We start from the raw sequence: 13,469 nt of genomic DNA, 5'->3' as shown, positions 1-13,469 counted from the left end.
TGCGCGGGCGCGTGGGCCGCAGCCACCACCAGGCCTACGCCTACCTGCTGGTGCCCGAGATCGAGGGCCTGACCAAGCAAGCCGCGCAACGCCTGGACGCCATCCAGCAAATGGAAGAGCTGGGCAGCGGCTTCTACCTGGCCATGCACGACCTGGAGATTCGCGGCGCGGGCGAGGTGCTGGGCGAGAACCAGAGCGGCAACATGCTGGAAGTGGGCTTTCAGCTCTACAACGAGATGCTCAGCGAGGCGGTGCGCTCGCTCAAGGCCGGCCGCGAGCCCGACCTGCTGTCGCCACTGTCGGTGACCACCGACATCAACCTGCACGCCCCTGCCCTGCTGCCCAACGACTACTGCGGCGACGTGCACCTGCGCCTGTCCTTCTACAAGAAGCTGGCCACGGCCAAGAGCACCGACCAGGTGGACACCCTGCTGGAAGAAATCGTGGACCGCTTTGGCAAGCTGCCCCCGCAGGCGCAAACGCTCATTGACGTGCACCGCCTGCGCGTGCTCTCGCAGCCCTACGGCGTGGTGAAGGTGGACGCGGCACCCGGCGTGACCCACATCACCTTCCGGCCCAACCCGCCGATCGAGCCGATGCGCATCATCGAACTCATCCAGAAGAACCGCCACATCAAGCTCGCCGGCAACGAAAAGCTGCGCATCGAAAAGGCCCTGCCCGAGGTGAAAGACCGCGTGCAAATGGTGCGCGATGTGCTGCGCGCCCTAGGCCAGCCCCTCACGGCCAACGCCACCGCCCCCACTTCATCCTGATTGCCCCCCATGACCACCGCCACCGAATTCGCCCCCGGCCTGACCCTGCGCGGCGTGACCGCGCCCCTGAAGCTGACCGACTTCAAGCTGATCGCCTTCGACATGGACTCCACGCTCATCAACATCGAGTGCGTGGACGAAATCGCCGATGCCGTGGGCCGCAAGGCCGAGGTGGCCGCCATCACCGAAGCGGCCATGCGCGGTGAGATCACCGACTTCAAAGACAGCCTGCGCCGCCGCGTGGCCCTGCTCAAGGGCGTGACCGAGGCCGACATGGAGCGTGTCTACACCGAGCGCCTGCGCCCCAACCCCGGCGCCGCCGAGCTGGTGCGCGCCTGCCAGGCCGCAGGCCTGAAGGTGCTGCTGGTCTCGGGCGGTTTCACCTTCTTCGCCCACCGTGTGCGCGACACGCTGGGCATCGACTTCGTGCGCGCCAATGTGCTGGAGTTGGACGATGGCGTGCTCACCGGCCGCATGGTCGACCAGCCCTGGGGCGACATTTGCGACGGCGCCGAGAAGCGCCGCACCCTGCTGGAAGTGGCCTCGCTGCTGGGCGCCTCTCCCCAGCAATGCATCGCCATGGGCGACGGCGCGAATGACCTGCCCATGATGGGCGAGGCAGGCCTCTCGGTGGCCTATCACGCCAAGCCCAAGGTGCGCGAGCAGGCCATGGTGTCGATTGAGACCGGCGGCCTGGACCGACTGCTGGAACTGATGCGCTGACACCAGCGCCTTGACGCCCTCCCTGGCGGCACCCTGCCGCCAGGCTTTGCGTGGCCACGCCCACGCGCACCCCATTGCATTCGGCGAATACACGCGGCGCCCACGTGCCAGGCGCCGGCCTGCGTGTGCCCAGCACCGCCGCCCCCAGGCCCAATGCGACCGCCACGTCACCGCCACGTGGCCAACCCCTTTCTCGCCCTAGCGCGACGGTCAATGCAACACGCCTCCTAGCCTGACTCACTCATTGGGCAGTTGCCACATGTCGTGGCAACAGACATGGGAGAAAACAATGCTCAATGACATTTCGAATCGGGAGAGATTCGACATTCTGGTCGAAGAATTTTGTAAAGAAATTGAAATTCCGAGCGCAGCAGAAGACGTCAAGAATCATCAAGCCTTTCTGGCAAATGACTACCTCTGCAAACTGGAATTCAATGCATCGTTTGATCCAGACCGAGCTTACGTCTTTATTGAAGCAGCCCTGGCAACCAAAACACCAGAAACCGTAGGCTTAGAAGCTCGTGCAGATGAAATAGAAGATGGCACGCTAGGCTACATTCACCCAGAGAGCGACAGGTGGATTTACGCGGTTGTTCCCTTTTCTTTGACCGAAACAACAGTGGACGACCTGTCGAACCATGTGTTGACAGCCATCCAAGGTGCCAAAAACCTGCAGCCAGAATAATCAATAACAGGAGAAAAAAATGGAAGCAAGAACCACACCCAGAATTAAAGGCGCCCTCGCCGATTCCCACTTTCACCACCGGAACTACACGCAACAAGGCACCCCGCCATTGCACCTGATCAGCCCCATGAATGACCAAAACATGCGTTATGCAGTTTTGGCACCAATTCCGACCAGCCTGCTGTTACGTTGTGGCAATTGCTCTCATGACCATGGGCATGGAAATAGGCAGCCATCAGAAATCGGTACAAAGACGATAGAAAAATTCTGGTCAAGCTACAACCCGGCGGATGGCTTGCCGGCTGCCGCACAAGAGCATATTGAGTCGATCCTTCCTAACTACTATATCTCGGAACTCAAGGTTCGGAACGCATTCCATGCCAGCCAAGAGGAATACAAAGCGTTGATCGACAAGGACGGGCCGCTCTACTACGACACCGAGGTGGACAGCCGAACGGCGTCAGACTACAACGGGCTAGCCACTGAAGAAGACCCAAAAGGCAATAAAAACAAAGACCGTTTCGACCCGATGATCACAGGCTTGGCACTGGGCGATATGCGGGCATCCGAAAAGCTGATCACGAAGCTGCATAACAATCCAGGGGTTTTTACCGGCATCGGTGAGATCACAGTATTCAAAGAGTGGGTTCAGCACAAGGTCGGAAAAAACCTCCAGGCCAATATGAGCGACCAACAGCGTGCGCTTATCAAACTAATGAAGACGTGCGGCAGCATCGGTATGCCCGTCATTCTGCATTGCGACGTTAACGACTACCACCCTGATGTCAACGATGTCAATCACACCTCAGAAGATGACGAGAAAACCAAACCCAGGTATTTAGATGCCATCTTGGAATTCCTAAAGCATCCAGATTGCCAAAATACAACCATCATCTGGGCCCACGCCTGCGGCTTGGGAAAATATTCACGAGCTCTGCCTTCACACCTAAGCAATATCGAGAAACTTCTGGAGAGCTCCGACCATCAGCACGTAAAAGTTGATCTCTCCTGGGACACGGTCGCAGAACAGCTCTTGTACACAGACGAGGAGCTCAAAAAGGGCGACAAACGAAATCTCGATACAAAAAAATTGAATGATCTAGTCGAGCTGATCAGCAAACATCCTGATCGATTTTTGTTCGGCTCAGATTCATTGAGCCCCAATAGCACCAAAATCTGGGATCAAACGGCAGACACTTACCAACCTCTTTTTGAATCACTCAAGAAGCTACCGAATGGTGAGGCCGTTTGCGAAAAATTCAGAATCGGCAATTATATCGACAATATTCGGAATGCACGCCTAAAAGTAAGGCTATGGGAGAAACTCTGCCTGCCCTATGCGATGGCCGCCATCACGCGCCGCACGGACAACGCACTACCGAGAGATGTAAAAATTGCCATCTCCATTGCGATCAAACAGGCCATCAAGAATGCGAATGGTGTCATCAATGGGAAGATCACCCCTCTACTCGCCGCGGCCAAGAATGATAACGATAACTTTAACACAATAATCAGCAAGTTAATTGAAGTAAGCGCAGGGGATAATGCTGTTCAACAAGAATTCAGCGCAAAGGATTTGGAGCAATGGGCAACTTATATCTACCCCAAAAATGACCAGCCTGCACCGTGGACCGCGAATAAAAAGTTTGTTGAAATCCTGGGCAAGGTAAATAAGCTTTGGGGTGATGAAGGAAAGGCACTCGACGATCTAAGGGACAAAGTTAAGAAGGACAGCAAAGAACACAAGAGCCTGTATGCAACCTTACCCAAGGAAAGCAACGTATATTCCATTGCACTGGATTACGCCCTTCGGGATGCCATCATTCACCGAATGATGCAAGTCGAAATTAATCTGGAACGCGAAATGAACATCAATCCACAAGCAAAGGCAATTGATGACTTCCCACTTTCAGCCAAAACATTGGGCGAAATTTGGGATCAAATAATGGATCCAAAGAGAGGAAACCCAAAGCATGATATTTATGATGATTATGTGAAGCAGGTGGTTGCGGAAATTGAGAAAGCCCAATCTCAACGGGAGGACTGATCGCGATTGTCGTCACACCAGTTCTTGGGAATTGAGCCTTGAACCTTCGGCCAGGTGGGTCATGAGCACAAAACCGCACGGCAAGCTGGTGGCCATGGCGTAAATCGGCTGAGCGATCCGTCTGCGTCCGGCCCCGCCGCGCGAAGTGCGGATACAGCCAAGTTGCGCCGATGGTTCGGCAAATGCAAAAAGCCCCGTGCTTTCGCACGGGGCTTTTTGACGATACCTTTGGTGGGCGGTGCAGGGTTCGAACCTGCGACCCCTGCCGTGTGAAGGCAGTGCTCTACCACTGAGCTAACCGCCCGGTTGGTTGATTTGATTATCAACCTCTCGGAAGCTTCAAATTATAGCCAGTTTTTTGACGTTTTCCTAGCGGGGCGAAAATTTTTGAAAGTTTTCTTCACGCCGGGTCGGGCTGCGGCTCGAATCGGCGCCACACGGTCTTACCCTTGCTGGCCTTGTCGAGGTCAGCCAAGAGAGAGGCGTGGGCCTGGGCCTCGGTCTCGTTGGCCAGCAGCACCGGCAGCTCGAAGCGGCTGAGGTCAACCACCTCAGTCTCGCCTGAGGCGCTCACCTCTTCCACCATCTCCATCACCAGCGCGTCTTGCCCGCGGGTCATGTTGATGTAGACGTCGGCCAGCAGCTCGGCGTCCAGCAAGGCGCCGTGCAGCGTTCGGCCCGAGTTGTCCACGCCCAGGCGGTCGCACAGCGCATCGAGGCCGTTGCGTTTGCCCGGGAACATTTCCTTGGCCATCGCCAGGCTGTCGATCACCCCGCTGACGATGCTGGTGACCGGGGGCAGACCCAGGCGCTCGAATTCCTTGTTCAGGAAGCCGATGTCGAAGGGCGCGTTGTGGATGATGAGCTCGGCGTCGCGCAGGTAGTCGACCAGCTCTTGCGCAATGGCCGCGAACTTGGGCTTGTCGCGCAGGAATTCATTGCTGATGCCGTGCACCTTGAGCGCGTCTTCGTGGCTGTCGCGCTCGGGGTTGACGTAGTGGTGCAGGTTGTTGCCGGTGAGCTTGCGGTTGAGCAGCTCCACACAGCCAACTTCAATGATCCGGTCGCCGTTGTCGGCGGACAGGCCGGTGGTTTCGGTGTCGAGAACGATCTGGCGCATCGGGCAATTATCAACCGGGGCTCACGCCCGGTCAGTGGTTCTCTTTGGCGTGGTTGATCGTGTACTTCGGAATCTCGATCGTCACGTCCTGCTGCGCCAGGATGGCCTGGCACGACAGGCGCGACTGCGGCTCCAGGCCCCAGGCGCGGTCGAGCAGGTCTTCTTCGGCCTCGTCGGGCTCGTTGAGGCTGTTGAAGCCCTCGCGCACGACCACGTGGCAGGTGGTGCAGGCGCAGCTCATGTCGCAGGCATGCTCGATGTTCACGCCGTTGTCCAGCAGCGCCTCGCAGATGGAGGTGCCGGCCGGCGCGGTGATGGTCTTGCCCTGGGGGGCGTATTCGGTGTGGGGCAGGATCTTGATCGTGGGCATGGTGTCAGACGTCTTGGATGTTTTTGCCGGCCAGGGCCTGCTGGATGCCGCGGTTCATGCGCTGGGCGGCGAAGCCTTCTGTGCCTTTGGCCAGTGCGGTGCTGGCGGCCTCGATGGCGGCGGCGTCATTGCCCGCCGCGATGGTTTTCAGCGCTTGCATCAGCGCATCGACCTGCTGGCGCTCGTCTTCGGTGAGCAAATCACCGTCCACCGCCAAGGCCGATCGGGTGGCCACCAGCAGGCGGTCGGCGTCCACGCGGGCCTCCACCAGGGCGCGGGCTTGCATGTCTTGCTGGGCGGTGGCGAAGCCTTCTTGCAGCATCTGGGCGATCTGGTCGTCGCTCAGGCCGTAGGCGGGCTTGACGTCGATCTTGGCCTCGACGCCTGAAACCTGCTCTTTGGCCGTGACCGACAGCAGGCCGTCGGCGTCGATGGTGAAGGTCACGCGGATGCGCGCGGCGCCGGCGGCCATGGGCGGAATGCCGCGCAGCGTGAAGCGGGCCAGGCTGCGGCAATCGGCCACGAGGTCGCGCTCGCCTTGCACCACGTGCAGGGCCAGGGCGGTCTGGCCGTCTTGGTAGGTGGTGAAGTCTTGGGCCAGGGCGGTGGGGATGGCGGTGTTGCGCGGCACGATGCGCTCCACCAGGCCGCCCATGGTCTCGATGCCCAGCGAGAGCGGGATCACGTCGAGCAGCAGCAGGTCGCCATCGCGGCTGTTGCCGGCCAAGGCGTTGGCCTGAATGGCCGCGCCCAGCGCCACCACCTCGTCGGGGTTGAGGTTGACCAGCGGATCGCGGCCGAAGAATTCGCCCACGGCGCGGCGAACCACGGGCATGCGGGTGGAGCCACCCACCATCACCACGCCCTGCACCTCGTCCTTGCCCACGCCCGCATCGCGCAGGGCTTTGCGAACGGCGCTCATGGTGCGGCTGGTGAGCGCGGCGGTGCAGGCCTCGAAGTCGGCCACGGTCACGGCTTGCTCGATGGGGCGGCCCGCCACCTGGGCCTGGAACACGGCGCTGCCGGCGTTGGACAGTGCTTCCTTCACGCGGCGCGCTTCCTTGTGCAGGGCAGCGCGCTCGCCGGCATCGGCGGCCTCGCTCAGGCCTTGCTGGGCCAGCACCCAGGCGGCCAGGGCCTGGTCGTAGTCGTCGCCGCCCAGGGCCGAGTCGCCGCCGGTGGCCATCACCTCGAAGACGCCACGGGTGAGGCGCAGGATGGAAATGTCAAAGGTGCCGCCGCCCAGGTCGTAGATGGCGTAGACGCCCTCGGCGCCGTTGTCCAGGCCATAGGCAATCGCGGCGGCGGTGGGCTCGTTGATGAGGCGCAGCACGTTGATGCCCGCCAGTTGGGCGGCGTCTTTCGTGGCCTGGCGCTGGGCATCGTCGAAGTAGGCCGGCACGGTGATGACCGCGCCATACAGGTCGTCGTTGAAGGTGTCTTCGGCCCGGAAGCGCAGGGTGGCCAGAATCTCGGCGCTCACCTCCATGGGGGTCTTGAGGCCGGCCACGGTTTTCAACTGGGCCATGCCCTGCTCGTCCACCACGGTGTACGAGAGCTTGTCCACGTCGCCCACCTGCGCGCGGCGGCGGCCCATGAGGCGCTTGACCGAGCTGATGGTGTTGGCCGGGTCGCTCACCTGGGCGGCGAGTGCGTCAAAGCCGATCTGCCGGCCCGAACCGCCTTGGGCCGGATCGAGGTAGCGCACCACGCTGGGCAGGATCACCCTGCCTTGTTCGTCGGGCAGGCACTCGGCCACGCCATGGCGCACCGAGGCCACCAACGAATGGGTGGTGCCCAGGTCAATGCCCACGGCCACGCGGCGCTGGTGCGGGTCAAGGGATTGGCCGGGTTCGGAAATCTGAAGAAGCGCCATGACAGAAGATGGGGGTGGGGGTAAAGCGAAACCGCTTATTGTCCCAGTTGCTCAAGCCGGTTCTCGACGTCGCGGGCAAAGCGCTCAACGAACATAAGGGCTCTGACCTGCTGCGCCACGGCGGCGAAGTCGCGCTGCTCGTCGGCGCAGCGCTGAAGCTGCACCAGGCGCTGGCGGCGGGCGTCGGCCACGTCATCGGCCATGCGCTCCAGGTCGTCCACGCCACTGGCCTCTTCCAGCGCTTCGCGCCATTCCATCTGCTGCATCAGGAAATCGGCCGGCATGGCGGTGTTGTTCTCGGCCTGGATGGGCGCACCGTTGAGTTCGCACAAGTAGGCCGCGCGCTTGATCGGGTCTTTGAGGCGCTGGTAGGCCTCGTTGATGCGCACCGACCATTGCATGGCCTGGCGCTGCGTGGCCGCATCGGCGCTGGCGTGGCGGTCGGGGTGGGCCTGGCGCTGCAGGTCTTTCCAGCGTTCGTCCAGCGCCTGGCGGTCCAGGGCAAAGGCCGGGCTCAGACCAAAAATCTCGAAGTCGTTGGATTGCAGGTTCATGGCAGACGAAGGCCGCCGACGCGCGAGCGCGAGGGCGGCCCATTGGCTAACAAAACAGCGGGCGTCAGACGCGGAAGCTCTCGCCGCAACCGCAGCGGTCGCGCTCGTTGGGGTTGTGGAACTTGAAGCCTTCGTTCAGGCCTTCGCGCACGAAATCGAGTTGCGTGCCATCGATGTAGGCCAGGCTCTTCGGGTCCACCAGCACCTTCACGCCGTTTTCCTCGAACACCACGTCTTCGGGCGCGATCTCGTCGGCGTACTCCAGCTTGTAAGCCAGGCCCGAGCAGCCCGTGGTCTTCACGCCCAGGCGTACGCCCACGCCTTTGCCGCGTTTGGCGATGTATCGGGTGACGTGCCGGGCTGCGGCTTCAGAGATCGTGACGGCCATGTTCTTTAAATCTGTGTACCGATGCGAGAGCGCCCCTCGCCAGCACACGCCGCAGAACCGGCTCAGCCGGGCTGCTGGCGTGGTCCCCCTGGGGGGAAGCCGCGGAGCGGCGCAGGGGGAACTTAGTTCGCGTGTTTCTTGCGGTAGTCGTCCACCGCGGCCTTGATCGCGTCTTCGGCCAGGATGGAGCAGTGAATCTTCACCGGCGGCAGGGCCAGCTCTTCGGCAATCTCGCTGTTCTTCAGCGCCGCGGCTTCGTCCAGCGTCTTGCCCTTGACCCATTCGGTCACCAGCGAGCTGGAGGCAATGGCGGAACCGCAGCCGTAGGTCTTGAAGCGCGCGTCTTCGATCACGCCGGTTTGCGGGTTGACCTTGATCTGCAGCTTCATCACGTCGCCACAGGCGGGTGCGCCCACCATGCCGGTGCCCACGGTGTCGTCGCCCTTGTCAAAGGAGCCGACGTTGCGGGGGTTTTCGTAGTGGTCAACAACTTTTTCAGAGTAAGCCATGGTGTTTCTCCTTCATGCACTCAGTGGGCGGCCCACTGGATGGTGGACAGGTCAATGCCGTCCTTGAACATTTCCCAGAGGGGCGAGAGTTCGCGCAGCTTGGCCACGTTTTCTTTGATCGTGGCGATGGCGTAATCGATCTCTTCTTCGGTGGTCCAGCGACCAATGGTCATCCGCAGGCTGCTGTGGGCCAGCTCGTCGCTGCGGCCCAGGGCGCGCAGCACGTAGCTGGGCTCCAGGCTGGCCGAGGTGCAGGCCGAGCCGGACGACACCGCCAGGCCCTTGATGCCCATGATCAGCGACTCGCCTTCGACGTAGTTGAAGCTCATGTTCAGGTTGTGCGGCACGCGCTGGGTTTCGTGGCCGTTGATGAACACCTCTTCGATGTCTTTCAGGCCATTGAGCAGGCGGTCGTGCAGCGCGCGGATGCGCTGGTTCTCGGCGTGCATCTCTTCCTTGGCGATGCGGTAGGCCTCGCCCATGCCCACGCACTGGTGGGTGGGCAGCGTGCCCGAGCGCATGCCGCGCTCGTGGCCGCCACCGTGCATCTGGGCCTCGATGCGCACGCGCGGCTTGCGGCGCACGAACAGGGCACCGATGCCCTTGGGGCCATAGGTCTTGTGCGAGGTCAGGCTCATGAGATCAACCGGCAGGCTCTGCAGGTCGATGTCCACACGGCCGGTGGCCTGAGCGGCGTCCACGTGGAAGATGACACCCTTCTCACGGCAGATGGCGCCGATGGCGGCGATGTCTTGAATGACGCCGATCTCGTTGTTCACGAACATGACCGAGGCCAGGATGGTGTCAGGGCGGATGGCGGCCTTGAACACATCGAGGTCGAGCAGGCCATCGGCCTTCACGTCGAGGTAGGTGACCTCAAAGCCCTGGCGCTCCAGTTCGCGCATGGTGTCGAGCACGGCCTTGTGCTCGGTCTTCACCGTGATGAGGTGCTTGCCCTTGCCTTTGTAGAAGTGGGCAGCGCCCTTGAGGGCCAGGTTGTTGGACTCGGTAGCGCCGCTGGTCCAGACGATTTCGCGCGGATCGGCGTTGATGAGGGCGGCCACCTGCTCACGCGCGGTTTCCACGGCCTTCTCCGCTTCCCAGCCCCAGGCATGGCTGCGCGAGGCGGGGTTGCCGAAGTGCTCGCGCAACCAGGGGATCATGGCGTCCACCACCCGCGGATCGCAGGGGTTGGTGGCGCTGTAGTCCATGTAGATGGGGAAGTGCGGAGTGCTCATGGCAGGCGAATCAATCAGAAATCGAAACCCGTTCGACCAGCGTCAAGCGCCGGGCGGCCGGAAAGGGACGAAGGGGGGCGGTGGCGGCCGGGGCCGCGCGCCGCCGCTGTCATTTGGAGAACGCAGCCCCTCCCAAGGCGAACACCGAGTTGGGTGCGTTCACGCGGATGGGCTTGACCACCGGGGCGCTGGAGATGGCGCGCTTGATCATGGGGGCGTTTTCCACCACCACGCCCTTGGCGAGCTGGTCGTCCACCAGGGACTGCAACGAGACCGAATCGAGGAAGTCGACCATCTTGGCGTTGAGCTGGGCCCACAGTTCGTGGGTCATGCAGCGGTTGCCCTCACCCAGGCAGTTTTCCTTGCCGCCGCACTGGGTGGCGTCAATGGGCTCGTCCACCGAGACGATGATGTCGGCCACGGTGATGTCGCTGGCCTTGCGGCCCAGCGTGTAGCCGCCACCCGGGCCACGGGTGGATTCCACCAGTTCGTGGCGGCGCAGCTTGCCGAACAGCTGCTCCAGGTAGGACAGCGAAATCTGCTGGCGCTGGCTGATGGCAGCCAGCGTGACAGGTCCGTTGTTCTGGCGCAGGGCCAGGTCGATCATGGCAGTGACCGCAAAGCGGCCTTTGGTCGTGAGGCGCATTTCAAGCTCCAGGTTCGTTGGCTTGACCGTCGTGGTCATGCTTCAGCGGCGGGTTGCCGTTGAAGCCCCTTCTCCACCCGCCCCGACCCTTGAGGGTCATTTATTGCGAGAAGGTTCCCGACTGTTTTCGTCGAGTATACATCAAAAACCGACTGATTCGCTCGGCATTGTACCCAAACAGACAGATCAGGACAAGACGAAACCAATTGGTTTTCAATTTAACCAATCAGGCCACATGGTCCTCGCCCGCGGCGCCGAAAACCTGGGCCTTGAGGTGGGCGAGTTGGTCGCGCACCTGGGCGGCGCGCTCGAATTCGAGGTTGCGGGCGTGCTCCAGCATGAGCTTCTCCAGCCGCTTGATTTCCTTGGCCACGTCGCGCTCGCTCATTTCCTCCACCGCCGCGCGCTGGGCGATTTCGGCGGCCAGGCGCTCGGCTTCCTTGCCCGCCTTTTCGCTGTAGACGCCGTCGATCAGGTCTTTGACCTTCTTGTTCAGCGCGCGCGGTTCGATGCCGTGGGCCAGGTTGTGGGCGATCTGCTTGGCGCGCCGGCGCTCGGTCTCGCCGATGGCCCGTTTCATCGAATCGGTGACCTTGTCGGCGTAGAGGATGGCCTTGCCATTGAGGTTGCGCGCGGCGCGGCCGATGGTCTGGATCAGGCTGCGCTCGGAGCGCAGGAAGCCTTCCTTGTCGGCGTCCAGGATGGCCACCAGTGAGACCTCGGGGATGTCCAGGCCTTCGCGCAGCAGGTTGATGCCGACCAGCACGTCGAAGGCGCCCAGGCGCAGGTCGCGGATGATCTCGACCCGCTCGACGGTGTCCACGTCGCTGTGCAGGTAGCGCACTTTCACGCCGTTTTCGGTGAGGTAGTCGGTGAGCTGCTCGGCCATGCGCTTGGTGAGCGTGGTGATGAGCACGCGCTCGTTGCGCTGCACGCGCAGGCGAATTTCTTCCAGTACGTCGTCCACCTGGTGGGTGGCGGGGCGCACCTCGATTTCGGGATCGACCAAGCCGGTGGGGCGCACCACCTGCTCGACCACTTGCCCTGAGTGGCTCATTTCGTAATCGGCCGGCGTGGCCGACACGAACACCACCTGGCGCATGCGCTGCTCGAATTCCTCGAATTTCAGCGGCCGGTTGTCCAGCGCGCTGGGCAGGCGAAAGCCGTATTCCACCAGCGTGGTCTTGCGCGCCCGGTCGCCGTTGTACATGCCACCGAACTGGCCGATGAGCACGTGGCTTTCGTCCAGGAACATGAGCGCGTCGCGCGGCAGGTAGTCGGTGAGGGTAGCCGGCGGCTCGCCGGGCAAGGTGCCAGCCAGGTGGCGCGAGTAGTTTTCGATGCCCTTGCAGTGGCCCACTTCGCTGAGCATTTCCAGGTCAAAGCGGGTGCGTTGCTCAAGGCGCTGGGCCTCCACCAGCTTACCCATGCCCACCAGCTCTTTGAGGCGCAGGTCGAGTTCGAGCTTGATGGCCTCCACCGCGCGCAGCACCTCTTCGCGGGGCGTGACGTAGTGGCTGCTGGGGTACACGGTGAAGCGCGGAATCTTCTGGCGCACGCGGCCGGTGAGCGGATCGAACAGCTGCAGACTTTCGATCTCGTCGTCGAACAGCTCGATGCGGATGGCCATTTCGGAGTGTTCGGCGGGGAAGACGTCGATGGTGTCGCCCCGCACGCGGAATTTGCCGCGCGAGAAATCTTGCTCGTTGCGGGTGTATTGCATGCGAACCAATTGCGCGATCAGGTCACGCTGGCCCAGGCGGTCGCCCACGCGCAGGGTGAGCACCATCTGGTGGTAGCTCTCGGGTTTGCCGATGCCGTAGATGGCCGAGACGGTGGCCACGATGACCACGTCGCGCCGCTCCAGGATGCTTTTGGTGCACGAGAGCCGCATCTGCTCGATGTGCTCGTTGATGGCGCTGTCCTTTTCGATGAACAGGTCGCGCTGCGGCACGTAGGCCTCGGGCTGGTAGTAGTCGTAGTAGCTGACGAAGTACTCGACCGCGTTCTTGGGGAAGAACTCGCGAAACTCGCTGTAGAGCTGGGCCGCCAGGGTTTTGTTGGGGGCGAAGACGATGGCCGGGCGACCGCAACGCGCGATGACGTTGGCCATGGTGAAGGTCTTGCCTGAGCCGGTCACGCCCAGCAGGGTCTGGAAGACCTCGCCGTCGCTGACGCCCTCCACCAGTTGCTCGATGGCGGTGGGCTGGTCACCCGCTGGTGGGTAGGGCAAAAAGAGCTCGAAGGGGGAGTCGGGAAACCGGACGAACTCGCCCTCGGCGGGCTTCTCGGGGGTGGCGTCGATCAAGGGCACGGCAGGCATCGCGAAATTGTGCCGGATGGCGCTTAAGCCGCGCTGGCGCTGGCCGTTCCTGGCGGCACCGCAGCGGCCCGCAAGGACTTTTGGAAGCGGATTTGGAGTTTTTACTGACACGAAAAATAGTTCTTGATACCTCAAAAAAATCACATAAATCGCTTGCTTTTTGTTCTTTTTAACTCCTTGGTAGTATTTTTTTGAGATCGCCACAAGAGTACCTTGC

13 protein-coding genes and 1 tRNA gene are annotated in these 13,469 nt (G+C 61.7%); 4 read left to right on the top strand and 10 right to left on the bottom strand.

The features are described 5' to 3' along the window. The 4 genes from ACE3RQ_RS02775 to ACE3RQ_RS02760 form a co-directional block, all read left to right on the top strand. Positions 1–773: TRCF domain-containing protein (locus ACE3RQ_RS02775; RefSeq protein ID WP_374519659.1), on the top strand; the 773-nt coding region annotated here is incomplete at its 5' end. 9 nt (positions 774–782) lie between these two features. Further along, positions 783–1,496 (top strand): phosphoserine phosphatase SerB, encoded by a 714-nt coding sequence (gene serB / locus ACE3RQ_RS02770; protein ID WP_374519657.1) that lies wholly within the window; start codon positions 783–785, stop codon positions 1,494–1,496. 289 nt (positions 1,497–1,785) lie between these two features. Further along, entirely contained in the window at positions 1,786–2,181 is a 396-nt protein-coding gene (locus tag ACE3RQ_RS02765) for a hypothetical protein (protein ID WP_374519655.1), read from the top strand. 19 nt (positions 2,182–2,200) lie between these two features. Then, entirely contained in the window at positions 2,201–4,228 is a 2,028-nt protein-coding gene (locus tag ACE3RQ_RS02760) for a hypothetical protein (protein WP_374519653.1), read from the top strand. 229 nt (positions 4,229–4,457) lie between these two features. Here the strand turns inward: ACE3RQ_RS02760 and ACE3RQ_RS02755 are convergent. The 10 genes from ACE3RQ_RS02755 to uvrB all read right to left on the bottom strand — a co-directional run bounded on the left by ACE3RQ_RS02755 (position 4,458) and on the right by uvrB (position 13,252). Continuing rightward, positions 4,458–4,532, bottom strand: a tRNA-Val gene (locus tag ACE3RQ_RS02755). Positions 4,533–4,628: 96 nt separating this feature from the next. Then, complete coding sequence (dnaQ, locus tag ACE3RQ_RS02750) at positions 4,629–5,348, bottom strand: DNA polymerase III subunit epsilon (protein WP_374519651.1); 720 nt, start codon at positions 5,346–5,348, stop codon at positions 4,629–4,631. Between the two features lie 31 nt (positions 5,349–5,379). Further along, a complete protein-coding gene (gene fdx / locus ACE3RQ_RS02745) occupies positions 5,380–5,718 on the bottom strand; it encodes an ISC system 2Fe-2S type ferredoxin (protein WP_374519649.1) in 339 nt (112 codons plus the stop codon). A 4-nt stretch (positions 5,719–5,722) separates the two neighbouring features. Beyond that, entirely contained in the window at positions 5,723–7,594 is a 1,872-nt protein-coding gene (gene hscA, locus ACE3RQ_RS02740; protein WP_374519648.1) for a Fe-S protein assembly chaperone HscA, read from the bottom strand. A 35-nt stretch (positions 7,595–7,629) separates the two neighbouring features. Continuing rightward, positions 7,630–8,148, bottom strand: coding sequence for a Fe-S protein assembly co-chaperone HscB (hscB, locus tag ACE3RQ_RS02735; protein WP_374519646.1), 519 nt, complete (start codon positions 8,146–8,148; stop codon positions 7,630–7,632). Positions 8,149–8,212: 64 nt separating this feature from the next. Beyond that, positions 8,213–8,536, bottom strand: a complete 324-nt coding sequence (iscA, locus tag ACE3RQ_RS02730) for an iron-sulfur cluster assembly protein IscA (RefSeq protein ID WP_374519644.1) — start codon at positions 8,534–8,536, stop codon at positions 8,213–8,215. 122 nt (positions 8,537–8,658) lie between these two features. Further along, positions 8,659–9,045, bottom strand: a complete 387-nt coding sequence (gene iscU, locus ACE3RQ_RS02725) for a Fe-S cluster assembly scaffold IscU (RefSeq protein ID WP_374519642.1) — start codon at positions 9,043–9,045, stop codon at positions 8,659–8,661. A gap of 20 nt (positions 9,046–9,065) precedes the next feature. Continuing rightward, positions 9,066–10,283 (bottom strand): IscS subfamily cysteine desulfurase, encoded by a 1,218-nt coding sequence (locus ACE3RQ_RS02720; RefSeq protein ID WP_374519640.1) that lies wholly within the window; start codon positions 10,281–10,283, stop codon positions 9,066–9,068. Positions 10,284–10,392: 109 nt separating this feature from the next. After that, positions 10,393–10,929, bottom strand: coding sequence for a Fe-S cluster assembly transcriptional regulator IscR (gene iscR, locus ACE3RQ_RS02715; RefSeq protein ID WP_374519638.1), 537 nt, complete (start codon positions 10,927–10,929; stop codon positions 10,393–10,395). Positions 10,930–11,155: 226 nt separating this feature from the next. Next, a complete protein-coding gene (gene uvrB / locus ACE3RQ_RS02710) occupies positions 11,156–13,252 on the bottom strand; it encodes an excinuclease ABC subunit UvrB (protein WP_374519636.1) in 2,097 nt (698 codons plus the stop codon). Positions 13,253–13,469 lie beyond the last annotated feature (217 nt).

It is taken from the genome of Hydrogenophaga sp. (assembly GCF_041913525.1).
Lineage (GTDB): Bacteria > Pseudomonadota > Gammaproteobacteria > Burkholderiales > Burkholderiaceae_C > Hydrogenophaga.
The sequence above is the reverse complement of the archived record's forward strand: the minus strand, read 5'-3'. Positions and strand labels throughout refer to the sequence as shown.

Excerpts from the sequence above, each read along its gene's own strand:
- serB (WP_374519657.1), top strand. The coding sequence starts at position 783 with ATGACCACCGCCACCGAATTCGCCCCCGGCCTGACCCTGCGCGGCGTG.
- ACE3RQ_RS02765 (WP_374519655.1), top strand. The coding sequence starts at position 1,786 with ATGCTCAATGACATTTCGAATCGGGAGAGATTCGACATTCTGGTCGAA.
- ACE3RQ_RS02760 (WP_374519653.1), top strand. The coding sequence starts at position 2,201 with ATGGAAGCAAGAACCACACCCAGAATTAAAGGCGCCCTCGCCGATTCC.
- dnaQ (WP_374519651.1), bottom strand. The coding sequence starts at position 5,348 with ATGCGCCAGATCGTTCTCGACACCGAAACCACCGGCCTGTCCGCCGAC.
- fdx (WP_374519649.1), bottom strand. The coding sequence starts at position 5,718 with ATGCCCACGATCAAGATCCTGCCCCACACCGAATACGCCCCCCAGGGC.
- hscA (WP_374519648.1), bottom strand. The coding sequence starts at position 7,594 with ATGGCGCTTCTTCAGATTTCCGAACCCGGCCAATCCCTTGACCCGCAC.
- hscB (WP_374519646.1), bottom strand. The coding sequence starts at position 8,148 with ATGAACCTGCAATCCAACGACTTCGAGATTTTTGGTCTGAGCCCGGCC.
- iscA (WP_374519644.1), bottom strand. The coding sequence starts at position 8,536 with ATGGCCGTCACGATCTCTGAAGCCGCAGCCCGGCACGTCACCCGATAC.
- iscU (WP_374519642.1), bottom strand. The coding sequence starts at position 9,045 with ATGGCTTACTCTGAAAAAGTTGTTGACCACTACGAAAACCCCCGCAAC.
- ACE3RQ_RS02720 (WP_374519640.1), bottom strand. The coding sequence starts at position 10,283 with ATGAGCACTCCGCACTTCCCCATCTACATGGACTACAGCGCCACCAAC.
- iscR (WP_374519638.1), bottom strand. The coding sequence starts at position 10,929 with ATGCGCCTCACGACCAAAGGCCGCTTTGCGGTCACTGCCATGATCGAC.
- uvrB (WP_374519636.1), bottom strand. The coding sequence starts at position 13,252 with ATGCCTGCCGTGCCCTTGATCGACGCCACCCCCGAGAAGCCCGCCGAG.